The 12,608-nt window shown below is 30.5% G+C and carries 20 protein-coding genes; 16 read left to right on the top strand and 4 right to left on the bottom strand.

The window, feature by feature from the left end; genetic code table 11:
- Positions 1 to 22 precede the first annotated feature (22 nt).
- From CPG45_RS04965 to CPG45_RS04930, 8 genes are all read left to right on the top strand, one after another.
- Positions 23 to 502: a PTS sugar transporter subunit IIA gene (locus CPG45_RS04965; protein ID WP_096230900.1), complete on the top strand. Its 480-nt coding sequence runs from the start codon at positions 23 to 25 to the stop codon at positions 500 to 502.
- Between the two features lie 21 nt (positions 503 to 523).
- Positions 524 to 808 carry a PTS sugar transporter subunit IIB gene (locus tag CPG45_RS04960; protein ID WP_150200419.1) on the top strand — a complete coding sequence of 95 codons (285 nt, stop codon included), beginning with the start codon at positions 524 to 526 and terminating at the stop codon, positions 806 to 808.
- Between the two features lie 10 nt (positions 809 to 818).
- The gene (locus CPG45_RS04955; protein ID WP_096230898.1) at positions 819 to 2,069 is read left to right on the top strand and encodes a PTS galactitol transporter subunit IIC; all 1,251 of its coding nucleotides are present in this window, start codon (positions 819 to 821) and stop codon (positions 2,067 to 2,069) included.
- Between the two features lie 204 nt (positions 2,070 to 2,273).
- Entirely contained in the window at positions 2,274 to 3,125 is an 852-nt protein-coding gene (locus tag CPG45_RS04950) for a class II fructose-bisphosphate aldolase (RefSeq protein ID WP_094046400.1), read from the top strand.
- Between the two features lie 12 nt (positions 3,126 to 3,137).
- The gene (locus CPG45_RS04945) at positions 3,138 to 3,824 is read left to right on the top strand and encodes a triose-phosphate isomerase (RefSeq protein ID WP_096230897.1); all 687 of its coding nucleotides are present in this window, start codon (positions 3,138 to 3,140) and stop codon (positions 3,822 to 3,824) included.
- A gap of 25 nt (positions 3,825 to 3,849) precedes the next feature.
- Entirely contained in the window at positions 3,850 to 4,371 is a 522-nt protein-coding gene (locus CPG45_RS04940) for a YjbQ family protein (protein WP_096230896.1), read from the top strand.
- A 34-nt stretch (positions 4,372 to 4,405) separates the two neighbouring features.
- A complete protein-coding gene (locus CPG45_RS18150; RefSeq protein ID WP_157732440.1) occupies positions 4,406 to 4,606 on the top strand; it encodes a YjbQ family protein in 201 nt (66 codons plus the stop codon).
- A gap of 96 nt (positions 4,607 to 4,702) precedes the next feature.
- The gene (locus CPG45_RS04930; RefSeq protein WP_096230894.1) at positions 4,703 to 4,984 is read left to right on the top strand and encodes a hypothetical protein; all 282 of its coding nucleotides are present in this window, start codon (positions 4,703 to 4,705) and stop codon (positions 4,982 to 4,984) included.
- Positions 4,985 to 5,018: 34 nt separating this feature from the next.
- Here the strand turns inward: CPG45_RS04930 and CPG45_RS04925 are convergent, their stop codons facing one another.
- The 4 genes from CPG45_RS04925 to CPG45_RS04910 all read right to left on the bottom strand — a co-directional run bounded on the left by CPG45_RS04925 (position 5,019) and on the right by CPG45_RS04910 (position 6,838).
- Positions 5,019 to 5,420, bottom strand: coding sequence for a nucleotidyltransferase domain-containing protein (locus CPG45_RS04925; protein ID WP_096230893.1), 402 nt, complete (start codon positions 5,418 to 5,420; stop codon positions 5,019 to 5,021).
- Positions 5,380 to 5,811: a HEPN domain-containing protein gene (locus CPG45_RS04920; protein ID WP_096230892.1), complete on the bottom strand. Its 432-nt coding sequence runs from the start codon at positions 5,809 to 5,811 to the stop codon at positions 5,380 to 5,382. Before CPG45_RS04920 ends, CPG45_RS04925 begins: the two co-directional genes overlap by 41 nt.
- Before the next feature lie 314 nt (positions 5,812 to 6,125).
- The gene (locus CPG45_RS04915; RefSeq protein ID WP_096230891.1) at positions 6,126 to 6,296 is read right to left on the bottom strand and encodes an aldo/keto reductase; all 171 of its coding nucleotides are present in this window, start codon (positions 6,294 to 6,296) and stop codon (positions 6,126 to 6,128) included.
- Between the two features lie 179 nt (positions 6,297 to 6,475).
- Positions 6,476 to 6,838: a GerAB/ArcD/ProY family transporter gene (locus tag CPG45_RS04910; protein ID WP_231969076.1), complete on the bottom strand. Its 363-nt coding sequence runs from the start codon at positions 6,836 to 6,838 to the stop codon at positions 6,476 to 6,478.
- Positions 6,839 to 7,083: 245 nt separating this feature from the next.
- Here CPG45_RS04910 and CPG45_RS04905 point away from each other — a divergent pair, with 245 nt between their 5' ends.
- From CPG45_RS04905 to CPG45_RS04875, 8 genes are all read left to right on the top strand, one after another.
- Positions 7,084 to 7,650, top strand: coding sequence for a GNAT family N-acetyltransferase (locus tag CPG45_RS04905; protein WP_096230890.1), 567 nt, complete (start codon positions 7,084 to 7,086; stop codon positions 7,648 to 7,650).
- Positions 7,651 to 7,675: 25 nt separating this feature from the next.
- Positions 7,676 to 8,086 carry a hypothetical protein gene (locus CPG45_RS04900; protein ID WP_231969015.1) on the top strand — a complete coding sequence of 137 codons (411 nt, stop codon included), beginning with the start codon at positions 7,676 to 7,678 and terminating at the stop codon, positions 8,084 to 8,086.
- Between the two features lie 177 nt (positions 8,087 to 8,263).
- Positions 8,264 to 9,223, top strand: a complete 960-nt coding sequence (locus CPG45_RS04895) for a DNA adenine methylase (RefSeq protein ID WP_096230889.1) — start codon at positions 8,264 to 8,266, stop codon at positions 9,221 to 9,223.
- Positions 9,224 to 9,242: 19 nt separating this feature from the next.
- Positions 9,243 to 10,166, top strand: coding sequence for a type II restriction endonuclease (locus CPG45_RS04890; protein WP_096230888.1), 924 nt, complete (start codon positions 9,243 to 9,245; stop codon positions 10,164 to 10,166).
- Entirely contained in the window at positions 10,154 to 10,951 is a 798-nt protein-coding gene (locus tag CPG45_RS04885; RefSeq protein WP_096230887.1) for a TRM11 family SAM-dependent methyltransferase, read from the top strand. Before CPG45_RS04890 ends, CPG45_RS04885 begins: the two co-directional genes overlap by 13 nt.
- A gap of 160 nt (positions 10,952 to 11,111) precedes the next feature.
- Positions 11,112 to 11,555: a nuclease-related domain-containing protein gene (locus tag CPG45_RS17380; RefSeq protein WP_231969014.1), complete on the top strand. Its 444-nt coding sequence runs from the start codon at positions 11,112 to 11,114 to the stop codon at positions 11,553 to 11,555.
- A gap of 60 nt (positions 11,556 to 11,615) precedes the next feature.
- Positions 11,616 to 12,023, top strand: coding sequence for a hypothetical protein (locus CPG45_RS17375; RefSeq protein ID WP_231969013.1), 408 nt, complete (start codon positions 11,616 to 11,618; stop codon positions 12,021 to 12,023).
- Between the two features lie 209 nt (positions 12,024 to 12,232).
- Complete coding sequence (locus CPG45_RS04875) at positions 12,233 to 12,586, top strand: hypothetical protein (RefSeq protein WP_094045773.1); 354 nt, start codon at positions 12,233 to 12,235, stop codon at positions 12,584 to 12,586.
- The last annotated feature ends 22 nt before the right edge of the window (positions 12,587 to 12,608 follow it).

Raw genomic sequence — 12,608 nt, 5'->3', positions numbered from 1 at the left:
AAACAATGAGGAGGTAGATTCTATGAAGATATCAGAGTTTTTCAACAAAGAATTAGTTGTTACAAATTTTGATGCCAAATGCAAAGAAGATGTTTTTGATGTACTGTACAAAAAATTGTACGAAAATGGATTTGTTAAAGAGAGCTATTTAGAAGCAATAAAAAAACGCGAAAAAAATTTTCCAACTGGTTTGCAGCTAAATAGATACAATGTTGCAATACCACATACAGATCCAGAGCATGTAATAAAACCTGCAATAGCCGTCGCAACGCTGAAAAACCCGGTTATATTTAAAAACATGGCAAATCCGTTGGAAGATGTGGAAGTTAGTTTAGTTTTCATGATAGCATTGAATGAGGCACATAGCCAAGTTGAAATGCTGCAGCAACTAATTCAATTAATTCAAAATGACGTTTTACTGGAGAAGATTATTAGAGAAGATGGAGGTGATGAAATTATTGAGATTATAAAAAATTGTACTTTGAATGATGAAACTGTTTAAAACATTGAAAGGAGAATGAATATGACAAGAAAAACTGTTATAGTGGCGTGTGGGACAGGAATTGCTACATCAACTGTTGTTGCAGAAAAAATAACCGAAGCATGTAAAAAAGAAAATCTCAATGTAAACATAATTCAGTGTAAGGTTACTGAAATCAAAGGATATGCAGAGAATGCAGATCTCATTGTAACAACAACCATTTTGAAGGATAGCTTTGGCAAAAAAAGCATCAATGCTCTTTCCTTAATTACAGGAATAGGAGAAGAAAAAGTACTAGAAGAGATTATAAATGAATTAAAAAAGTGAGGTGTATAGAATGAGCGTAATAAAATATTTGTTAGACCTTGGCGCTGTTGTAATGCTTCCAATAATAATCTTCATACTTGGTTTGATTTTAGGTGAAAAGCCTGGCAAAGCTTTTCGTGCAGCAATTACGATTGGAATAGGATTCATAGGAATAAATCTTGTAATAGGCTTGCTTGTCAATAATTTAGGCCCAGCAGCACAAGCAATGGTTAAAAACATGGGTGTAAAATTAAATGTCATAGATGTTGGTTGGCCGGCATCATCGGCAATTGCATTTGCATCAAAAGTAGGAGCTTTTGTAATTCCACTAGGGCTTGCTATTAATATAATAATGCTTGCAACAAGACTTACTAAAACTGTAAATGTAGACTTTTGGAACTACTGGCACTTTGCATTTACTGGTGCACTTGTGGCAGCTGCAACAGGAAATTTGACATTAGGATTAATAGCAGCAGCAATTAATGCAGCTATAGTATTAAAGCTTGCAGACTGGACAGCAAAAACAGTTCAGGATTTTTATGGATTACCGGGAATATCGTTGCCGCACGGTTTTTCAGCAGCTTATGTTCCGATAGCTATTCCATTAAATAAATTAATTGATAAGATACCGTACATTAATAAAATAGAAGCAGACCCTGATACAATTAATAAGAGATTTGGTATATTTGGAGAACCTGTTGTATTAGGATTAATTTTAGGCTTGATCTTAGGTATTTTAGCAAAATTCGACGCAAAGGCAACTCTTAATCTTGGTATGTCAATGGCAGGCGTAATGTTTTTGATGCCAAGGATGGTAAAGATACTTATGGAAGGACTTATACCAATTTCAGAAGCTGCTAAGTCCTTTATGCAAAAGAGATTTGCAGGTAAAGAATTTTATATTGGACTTGATTCAGCTGTTGCGGTTGGACATCCTGCGGCTATATCTACAGCTTTAATTTTAGTACCTATTACAATTTTGATTGCCATAATATTACCAGGAAATAGTGTTTTGCCATTTGGTGATTTAGCGACTATACCATTTATGGTAGCGATGATAGCACCTATTACAAAAGGAAATGTTTTTAGATCGGTATTAATCGGAGCAATAGTAATAGGCGTAGGGCTTTTGATTGCAACTGATGTTGCACCACTTCTCACACATGCTGCGGTAGATGCCGCGTTTAAATTCCCAAGTGGCGCTTCTCAAATATCAAGTATATGTGATGGTGCTAATCCATTGACATGGATAATTTTGAAAATTATGAAATTGTTTAGATAATAAATGGCTCAATGGAAGTTCCTTGATTTCCATTGAGCTTCAGTGATTATAATCACAATAGAAATAGTCAAAGTATCAAAAAATTAGCGATGCTTAAAAGCTTGAGCTATAAAAAGATTAATATTTAGGTAAAATTGTACCTTTTCATTGCCATAGATAATTTTTGAAAATATAATATATCTTTCTAATCAGGAGATGATTTTTTTGTTAGTATCATCAACAGAATTATTTAAGGTAGCAAGGGAAAATAATTTTGCTATACCAGCTCCAAATTTCGTGGATCAAAATTCTATTAAAGCTTATATTGAAGTTGCAGAAAAATTAAATTTACCAATTATTTTAGCTTATGCAGAAGCACATGAGGATTTTTTATCATTTGATGAAGCACTATATTTAGGGAAATACTATGGTGAAAAAGCTAAAATTCCAGCAGTATTACACTTTGATCATGGTACTAAGAAAGAATTGATAATCAGAGCTATAGATGAAGGATTTAACTCAGTTATGATAGATGCTTCTATGGATTCATTTGAAGATAATGTTAAAAAAACAAGAGAAATAGTTAAATATGCCCATTTAAGAGGGGTAGTTGTAGAAGCTGAAATTGGGCATGTCGGCAATAGCGAGAATTATAGAAACAATGACAATAGTGCCAGCGTTTATACTACTGTTGAGGAGGCAAAGAAATTTGTTGAACTTACAAATGTAGATTCTCTAGCAGTATCTATAGGAACTGCCCATGGACATTATAAAGGAAAACCAGCTATTGATTTTAATAGATTAAAAGAAATTAGAAATGCTGTAAATGTTCCTTTAGTACTTCACGGAGGTTCATCTTCAGGAGATGACAATCTCAAAAGGTGTGCTACTGAAGGAATAAGCAAGATAAATATCTATACTGATTTAGTAACTGCTGCATTTAACAAAGTAAAAAATACTAAATGCAATGATTATTATGAATTACTAAATGCACAAAAAGAAGGCATGAAAGAGTGCCTAGAACATTATTATGATGTATTTGAAACAAAAAAATTTAGACAAATTATAACTATATAAGGAGATGAGGGAATGAAAAAAATAAGAACACCGTTTTTTGTAGTTAATCCAAAGTCTTATTTGTATGGTGAAGAAAGTTTGCAATTAGCTCTTGCTGCAGACAAGCTTGCTGAAGAGTATGATGTAGATATGTTTTTTACTGCCCCCTTTGCAGATTTGGCTAATATCAAGTCACATACAAAAAATCTTAAAATCACGGCTCAACATATGGATTCATTAGTTCCAGGACGTGGAATGGGATATGTGTTACCTGAATCATTAAAAGCAGTTGGCGTGGATGCAGTATTTTTAAATCATGCTGAACATTCTTTAAAATTAACTGATTTAGTTAAGGCAATAAAAAGAGCAAAAGAATTAGAAATTATTACAATTGTTTGTGCAGATTCTATTGAAGAAGCTGTGGCTATTGCTACGTTAGGTCCTGATATACTATTATGTGAACCTACTGATTTAATTGGAACAGGAAAGACTAGTAGTTTTGACTATATAAACGAAACTACAAGTAAAATAAAAGAGATTAATAAAGACATTTTAGTTATGCAGGCTGCAGGAATAACTTCTGGTGAAGATGTTTACCAGACAATAATACATGGTGCCGATGGAACTGGAGCAACAAGTGGAATAATTAATGCTCCAAATAGAGTAAAGAGATTAGAAGAAATGATACAAGCAATTGTGAAAGCTAAAAATGAAAAATAACCTAAAAGAGATTGGAGGTCATAGTATGAATATTTATAAAGAACAAATTAATTTAACCTCACATGGAGGGACTCCAAGTTTTTTTAATATTACTCCTTCCGTAAAAGAAATAATTAAAAAAAGTAAAATTCAAAATGGTATCTGTGTTGTTATTTCTCCCCACACCACCTGTTCTGTATTCTTTGAAGAATTCGTTCATGATTATACTGAAAATGGTGATGAATACCTTCAAGCCGACTTAAATAATGTCCTTAAAAAAATCATTCCAGACCAAATTGCAGAAGGGCAATACAACTATCCTGGTGAAAAGCATTACGAAGCTGTTTTATCATGGCCAGATGCAGATGACTATCTCCCAAATGGTGATCGTTCTGCCCTCTTAAATTGTGACGCACACCTAAAAGCAACATTGATTGGCTCCAGCCAGGTATTCGAGGTTGATAATGGAAAATTGGGAGTCGGAACAACAGGTTATATTTATTTTGTAGATTTTGATCGTACAAGACCTCGCACTCGTAAATGTAAAATCATCGTATTAGGTGAATAATTCTTTACAATTTAAATATATAACATAGTATTGAATTGGTGATACTTTAGGTGCGGAATTTGTTTCGAGCGGAGATTGCAGAGCATTAATAAATACAGATGCTCAGATGAAAGCAACTCTTATTGGCTCCAGTAAAACATTTATTGTCCAAGATTCAGTGCTTCAAGTTGGTAAACTTGGTTATATTTACTTTGTTGTTTGGGACCAAAACAGAGAAAGAACCAGACATTGTTAGGTTCAAGTTTTAAGGGAATAGCTATATTTGATACAAAGACTATTGACTATTCTTATTATATTAAAAAATTAAGAATAGTTTATAAGAGGTGTCTATATGTTTAAATATATGGAGGCAGAGTTATTTTGCTTACATTGCAACAAAAACACAAATCACATTATTTTTTATAATAATGACGGAAAAATCATTAGAATCAAATGCCAACAATGTAAAACTGAAATAGAATTAAAAGATGATTTTATTGCAAAAAATAATGGGTTATTAGAAAAGTCTTTTAAGATAACAGAAGACTTGATAAGCGAATTAAATAAATTTTTATTTTCAATACCTATTAAAATTCTAAAATCGCCAAGTGATTTTATAAATAAAAAAAATTAAAAGAAGTATAGATTGCGGCTATTATAGCCGTTTTTTACTGTATTTCTCCAACATAACCTGAAAGAATATCTTTTTTTAGTTTATCCCATATTCCGTCATCATAAATTACAATACCCTTTTCAATTGCTTCAATAGAAATGGGGTTATTTTTAAGATATAGTTTTTTAAATTCCTCGGTGTTATAGCCTTTTGGTTCGATTGCATCAAAAACATGATCGTATAACAGTTTCATTCTTTCCTTATAATTAACAGGCATTTCATCAGATATTAATATTACGTCAATATCACTGCTATCGTTAAAATCTCCTCTGGCAACTGAACCGATTATAATTGCACACATAGGATGTAAAACATTACTAATAATTTCTGAGTATTTCTTACCTATATCTATAAGATTATTCCTTTTCTTTTCCCTTATTATCATTGCTGCATTCATTTATGTATTCCTCCACATAATTTAGAATATTTTGAGCATATTCCAATGATATTTTAGCATCATTTTCATCATAATATTCGTAAGGACTTCCTGATGGGTAAGCATCCGGGTATCGTGGTTGAATGTAATCTCTGTCAAGTTTTCTTGCCCACTTATTATATTCATCAGGTTTATTAATTCCAGCATTATCAAGGTCATTTGCTAATTTAACTAGTGAATGGCCTACTATAGAAATGCCAAACGCTCTTAAAAGTGCTTTAACGGCATATTCAGCGGCTTGTTGCGCTTTAAAACATGACCATGAATAATCACCATCTTTATAATCTCTATAAGCTGATTTAAAAGTGTGAATTGCTTGGTTAAACCATCTATTATATTCATCTATATCCATTCTATTCACCACCAATAAATACAATTTGCTATTTTAATATATTATACATTAGCATTTTTGAATATACAACCACAAGAAATTACTTTAAAGTTCTTTGGACATACATTGACATGAATTATTTGGCATTATACATGACTACAGTAAAATTAGATTAGTTCTTCTATTTCCAATATCATGTTTGTAAGGTTTTAAAAGAAATACTATAAACTGAATTAAAATGCAAATACAAATGCATGGGATGTAACGAAATGGATTCTCGCATTTTATTATCAAAATGGATTTACCATATAGTGTATGCCATACAAAACTATGAATTAGAGTAAATTTATAAACTTAGAAAAAGTTAATCGCTTCTTAATTTCATGATCAATTGCATCAGATACCAAATTGTTAGCTTTACTTTGCTCCATATTCATAACTAGTATTCCGCCAAACCCAATAATCGAAAGTTCCTCGCCAGTTTTTCCTAAAGTTCTTTTAATCATCAATATCACTCCTTGAGGCTATAATATAACATAAAAATAGCAAAATCAAGATGAATATGTAATTTATTCTAGTTAATTTCAAGATAGTGGTTGTTAAATGAATACACTAATTTACGATATTATTTGCGTTTTTTAACTAAATAAGTAATTAATAAAAGCAAAAAGAAATACAACTAAAATTAATTAATAAATCCTGGCAATAAAATACTAGCAACTTTTAAAGTGACACTTATGTTAAAAAGTAAAAAATAAGTTACTACAACCAATAACAATATAGCTATTACTTTAATAGGTGACATTGGATATATACTGCCAATGCTAAGCTCCAGATAATCTCTTGTGACTCTTGACGCCATATAAAAAAAATAAAACATATAGACTGCCGACAACATTTTCCCTATTGCTTTTCCAAAACTTAATTTCAGTATTTCTGTTAAATTTAACTTATATTTTTGATACAAAAAAATGTACAAGTATAAAAGTGGCAGTGCTGATGCCATTGCTAATAAGATTGCGATCCATGAATCCTGTTTTGCTGATATTCCATGAGCAAATAAAATAGTATTTCCTATTTCAAATAAAAAAATCGAGAATAAAAGTTATTTTTGCGTGACGCTTTTCATATGCTTACATCCTCACATTTCAATACTGACATTATTAGTTTTAAATGTTAATTACAAATTATTCGAAGATTTGTAAAGATATTTGCATGATAGAAATTTCTTGACATATGGAGTTTGAAAAAATAAAATTGTATTAATATTACATTTGACTGGGGGAGATATACATGTATTACAAGAAATTAATAGGAGAAAAGTGTTACTTATCGCCTATGAATGTCGATGACTACGAAAAGTACACAGAATGGGTAAACGACATGGAAGTTGCGGCTGGAATGTTATTCGCATCAAAAATGATCACTTCATCTAAAGAAAAAGAAGTTTTAGAAACATTATCGAGAGAATACAATTTTGCGATAGTAGACATTAAGACAGACGAGCTTATAGGCAATCTAGGCTTTCCTAAACTAGATTACATAAATAGAGTTGCTGAAGTAGGATTATTTATAGGCAATAAAGAATATTGGAGCAAGGGTTATGGTCAGGAGGCACTTAATCTAGCACTTGATTTTGGATTCAGCATTCTTAATATGCACAATATTTATTTAAGAGTTTATTCTTACAATAAACCGGCTATATCTTGCTACAAAAAAGTTGGCTTCAAAGAGGCAGGGAGGATAAGAGAAGCAAAAACAATAGCAGGAGAAAAATACGATGAGATAATAATGGACATATTGGAAGACGAATATGAATCAGTCTATATCAAAAAAATCGTAAGCGAAAAAAATTTTTAATACGTTAGAAAGTGTACCATCGTATGTGAAGCTCAAGGAAGAGGCAGAAAAATACAATAAAATAGGGCAATCAAAAAATGAAGTATCAAATTTTACTAAATCAAAAAACGAAAGCATAATATCAAGCGCCATAATTGATGCTATAAAAAGCAAGTACAAATTGAATGACGACGATATAAAAGTTTGCTTATCAAGGATGAAGGGAAAAGAGATTAAGTACCCTGCAAAATTTCTAAATAAAGTTGCAGAAAATTATGTAAAAGAAAAAGAATTGTTTTCACAAATAGAAAGCACGCAGAATAAAAAAACTAATTATGAAGTACCGCGGAACTATTTTAATTCATATTCTCAGAGGAACTATAACATAGACGAGCTAGAGAGGTACATTTTGACAGGCAGAGCTAGTAAAGACAAAATATTTCCGTCTTTTACGTGATAGTCTATTTGGTTTTATAAAAATATTTCTATAAGCAAGTGTAATTTGTTAACTTATGAGTTACTAACTTTAAAGTTAATAACTCACAAGTTAATTGATATTTTTTTGAATAAAATTTATTTGATGGTATAATTAAAAAAGAAAAATTGTGACTTAGTGGATGGATGGGATTTTATAATGAATGAGCAACTTGTAATAAATGGCATTGATAATAAGAAATGTGTTATGGTTAATGCAAAACCATTTTTAAAATGGGCTGGAGGCAAAACTCAACTTTTAAACGAGCTAAATAGTAGATTACCATTACCAATAATACAGAAACGTGAGATAGAAAGTTATATTGAACCTTTTGTAGGTGGAGGAGCCTTTTTCTTTTTTTTAAAAAATAATTATAACGTAAAAGAATCTTTTTTGATAGATTCAAATAAAGAGTTAATTGTGGGATATACAGCTGTACAAAATAATGTAGAAGATTTAATATTCGAATTGGAAAATATTGAACGCAAATATTTACAATTATCAGATGAAGAAAGAAAAAAATTTTATTACAATGTTAGAGAAGAGTATAACACTCAAAAAGATACATTTGATTATTTTATGTATAATTCTGATTGGATAAAAAGAGCTTCTTACTTGATTTTTTTAAATAAAACTTGCTTTAATGGCTTATATAGATTAAATAAAAATGGGAATTTTAATGTGCCTTTTGGCAAATATAATAAGCCTAAAATTTGTGATAAAGAAAATTTATATGAGGTCAGTAAAGCATTAATAGACACAGAAATAATATGTGCAGATTTCGAAGAGTCAAAAAAATATGTAAAAAAAGGTAGCCTTTTATATCTTGATCCACCGTATCGGCCTTTAAGTTCGACTTCAAATTTCACATCATACAATGAATCTGGATTTGATGATTGTGATCAAGTAAGATTATCTGAGTTTTTTAAAGAGATGGATAAAAAAGGAGCTTATTTAATATTAAGCAATTCAGATCCTAAAAACATTGATAAAGATGATGATTTTTTTGATAAGTTATATTCTGAGTTTATCATCGAAAGAGTTAGTGCAAAAAGATACATTAATAGCAAAGGTAATGGACGGGGAGCAATTAATGAGCTTATAATTAGGAATTTTTAATATTATTAGGGGGATTTATATGGATTCAATCTATTTTGATTTTTTAGGAATGAAAAATTTAGAAGATGTTATAGAAAAATTTCACAATACATTGGTTGACACAAATAGGAATTATAAATTTTTTGTGGATTGGGACAAAGTAAAAAGACACGTTGATAAGTATAAGATTGAGTTTAATATTTTAAACACATTAATTGGGAATAAGCAATTTGATGACGATTTAAGAAAAATTTTGTCAAATTATCCTCAAGTTCTTCCTACTATTCCAATTTTATTAGCAATACGAAAACAAAAGCTGACAGTTATTGATGATTTTATTGATAAGAATTTTAACATTGTTCATTATGATTTTAATAAAAAGACTTTGACAAACACAGATATTGACGATATTGTTGAGTTCTTTGAAAAAACTGGTTTAAAGAGATTTTTTCTTGAATTATCTTCAAAAAGTGTACAAGATTACGTGCTAGGTGTCGAAGTTGGTATGGATACCAATGCACGTAAAAACAGAAGTGGAGATGCTATGGAATTGATGTTAAAACCGATGATTGAGAAAATAGCATCTAAGGGAAAAAGTTCTTTTGATATATTATTTCAAAAAAAGTTTCAGTACTTAGACGATAATTATAACATATATGTAAATTCTTCAATTAAAAATAGAAAAGCTGATTTTATTATAATAAAAAATGGCAATAAAGTTATAAATATAGAAGTCAATTTTTATTCGGGGACTGGTTCAAAACCTCAAGAAATAGTTGATTCTTATATAGAAAGGCAAAATGAATTAAAAGAAAATGGCTTTGAATTCATCTGGATAACCGATGGAATTGGTTGGAGAGGACAAAAGAGTCAGTTGCATAAAGGCTTTGAAAAAGTTAATTATCTATTAAATCTTCACTTTGTACGCCAAGGGTTATTGGAGGAAATCTTATGGAGGATATAAATTTCAAGAAAGAAATAACAACTGTTTGGTCATTTCCGGAAAGAGGAGATTGGGCAACTCATAGCGGTAAATACAGAGGAAATTTTGCACCGCAAGTTCCAAGAAATATTATATTGCGCTATTCAAAAGAAAATGATGTTGTATTAGATCCCATGGTTGGAAGTGGTACTACTTTGGTAGAAGCAAAATTATTGAATAGGAGAGGAATTGGTTTTGATATTAATCCTGATGCAATCGATATTACAAAACGAAATTTGAATTTCGGTGCTAATTTTAGTGGTAAATATAAATTTGAACCTGTTGTAAAAATAGGTGATATTAGAAATCTTAAAGGAATCGATGACAACAGTATTGATTTAATTATAACGCATCCTCCATATCTAAATATTATAAAATATTCAAATGGTAATATAGATGGTGATTTATCAAATATTTCAGGAATAAAGAAATTTTTAAGTGAGTTAGAAAAGGGTGTTTTAGAGCTTTTTAGGGTTTTAAAGAATAATAGGTATTGTGCAATATTAATAGGTGACACTAGAAAAAGCGGACATTATGTTCCATTGGCTTTTTATGTAATGCAACTTTTTCTAAAAAATGGTTTTATATTGAAGGAAGATATTATAAAGGTACAACATAATTGCAAATCAACACCATATTGGAGAAGTCAAGTAGAAAAATACAATTTTTATTTAATAATGCATGAGCATTTATTTGTATTTAGAAAGCCTGAAGATGGTGAAGACTTAAGCAGAGTAAAGTACAGCATGTGGCAAGGAGGAATATAGTTCGTTTATTGCTTTATTATTACTTTAAAGTAATAGAAGGAAATTACAAATTTACATAGAATTATTAATAAATAGACAAAAATTAAACACTTCCTACAAGAATTTGCATTTTTATTATTGCATTTACTGCTTATAGAATTAAAAATAAAGGGGGAGTGACATGTTTGCCAGTTTTGTAGAACAAGATGAAGAAGTTAAGGAAATTTTTTATCAAAAGATTAAAGAAAAAATGGAAAAAGAAAAGCAGAAACATCTGGATAAAATTAGTGAAGGCTTTTTTGGATGGCTATTAGAACCTATTGCAGATATTGCATATACATGGAGACGCGATTCAGAGAAAGAGCAGGGGAATTCAGGCGAAAATTCAGTAAGCTGGGCTTTGCATTTCTGGCTTCCAAGTGATGCAGTAATAGTAAATGACCTTGTTTTAGAGCCTGTGCCTGATGATTTTATACAGATTGTTCATCTTGTACTTAATTCTAATGGGATATTTGTATTAGAGACAAAATCATGGGATGGTGTATTTTTAGGCTTAAAAAATAAGTGGAGAATGAGACAAGGCAATAAGTGGGTCGAAGTTAAAAGCCCTACTAAGCAAAATTAGAGACATATTAAATTATTTAAAAAATGGTTGGAAGAAAATTTACCTGAAATTTACGAGAAAGTGAAAGAAAATATATATCCTATTGTGGTGTTTAAACGAGCAAAATGGGTTAAAGCAGAAAACTGCAATATGCCAGTGGTTATAGGTGGTATGGAGGCAGTTGGTGAAATAAAAAAAATTAAAGGTGATAATATTTCGGAAGAACAAATTAATAAAATTATAGAAGCTATTAAAAAGGCAAAACCATTGGGCCATGAAGAGTGGAATAAAAAACATTCTAAAGAAAGAAATGATTATCAACTGTTTCAAGGTAAAAATTCAAATGGCAAAATGTATATAAGAATTAAAGATGCAAAAGAAGATGCTGAAAAAGTTGCTGCTGAATATAAAAATCAAAATTATGCAATAAGTGATATAAGGCAAGATAAAAAAGAAAAAGATGTATGGTTCTTTTATTATTCTAGATAATTATGCGTATTTTTAAGAAATTTTCAAAAACCAAAATTAAAAACTAAAGAGATAATGTGATTAATGTGGCTTAGGTATCTTTGCCACATTTTTTATTTTAAGCATTTTCTGACGCAACATGGAAAGCCATTGTGATAAGATTAATATGCAAATAAAATAATTGCAACCTAATGATTCTATTATAATCATATAAAGAAAGGGAGATCTATATGAAAAAAGCAGGCGGTATTATTTCATTGATAGCAGGGGTTATAAGCATATTTGCAGCTATAGCAACACTGCTTGTAGGTGGAGTTGGCTCAGCATTTCAAGCAGAAGGAGCAAATACGGTAATAGGACTTGGCTGGGGTGGAGTTGTATTCTCATTTCTAGTAGTAATATTTGGAGCAATAGCTATTGGGGCAAAGAGTAAAGCTGTAGGCATCCTATTAATCATCTCTTCAATTTTAGGTGCTATATTAGGTGGGACATTAGTTGCAATCTTTATGGTGCTTTCGCTTGTTGGAGGAATTCTGGTTTTGATTGGAAATAAAAAAGAATCAGAAGACAGTACAAAGTCATAAAAGTATTTAAAAAGCTTATAAC

The sequence above is a fragment of the Thermoanaerobacterium sp. RBIITD genome, assembly GCF_900205865.1.
In the GTDB taxonomy this organism is placed as follows: Bacteria; Bacillota; Thermoanaerobacteria; order Thermoanaerobacterales; family Thermoanaerobacteraceae; genus Thermoanaerobacterium.
This window is presented reverse-complemented; position numbering and strand designations above follow the sequence as displayed.

Excerpts from the sequence above, each read along its gene's own strand:
- CPG45_RS04965 (WP_096230900.1), top strand. The coding sequence starts at position 23 with ATGAAGATATCAGAGTTTTTCAACAAAGAATTAGTTGTTACAAATTTT.
- CPG45_RS04960 (WP_150200419.1), top strand. The coding sequence starts at position 524 with ATGACAAGAAAAACTGTTATAGTGGCGTGTGGGACAGGAATTGCTACA.
- CPG45_RS04955 (WP_096230898.1), top strand. The coding sequence starts at position 819 with ATGAGCGTAATAAAATATTTGTTAGACCTTGGCGCTGTTGTAATGCTT.
- CPG45_RS04945 (WP_096230897.1), top strand. The coding sequence starts at position 3,138 with ATGAAAAAAATAAGAACACCGTTTTTTGTAGTTAATCCAAAGTCTTAT.
- CPG45_RS04940 (WP_096230896.1), top strand. The coding sequence starts at position 3,850 with ATGAATATTTATAAAGAACAAATTAATTTAACCTCACATGGAGGGACT.
- CPG45_RS04930 (WP_096230894.1), top strand. The coding sequence starts at position 4,703 with ATGTTTAAATATATGGAGGCAGAGTTATTTTGCTTACATTGCAACAAA.
- CPG45_RS04925 (WP_096230893.1), bottom strand. The coding sequence starts at position 5,420 with ATGAATGCAGCAATGATAATAAGGGAAAAGAAAAGGAATAATCTTATA.
- CPG45_RS04920 (WP_096230892.1), bottom strand. The coding sequence starts at position 5,811 with ATGGATATAGATGAATATAATAGATGGTTTAACCAAGCAATTCACACT.
- CPG45_RS04915 (WP_096230891.1), bottom strand. The coding sequence starts at position 6,296 with ATGATTAAAAGAACTTTAGGAAAAACTGGCGAGGAACTTTCGATTATT.
- CPG45_RS04905 (WP_096230890.1), top strand. The coding sequence starts at position 7,084 with ATGTATTACAAGAAATTAATAGGAGAAAAGTGTTACTTATCGCCTATG.
- CPG45_RS04895 (WP_096230889.1), top strand. The coding sequence starts at position 8,264 with ATGAATGAGCAACTTGTAATAAATGGCATTGATAATAAGAAATGTGTT.
- CPG45_RS04890 (WP_096230888.1), top strand. The coding sequence starts at position 9,243 with ATGGATTCAATCTATTTTGATTTTTTAGGAATGAAAAATTTAGAAGAT.
- CPG45_RS04885 (WP_096230887.1), top strand. The coding sequence starts at position 10,154 with ATGGAGGATATAAATTTCAAGAAAGAAATAACAACTGTTTGGTCATTT.
- CPG45_RS17380 (WP_231969014.1), top strand. The coding sequence starts at position 11,112 with ATGTTTGCCAGTTTTGTAGAACAAGATGAAGAAGTTAAGGAAATTTTT.
- CPG45_RS04875 (WP_094045773.1), top strand. The coding sequence starts at position 12,233 with ATGAAAAAAGCAGGCGGTATTATTTCATTGATAGCAGGGGTTATAAGC.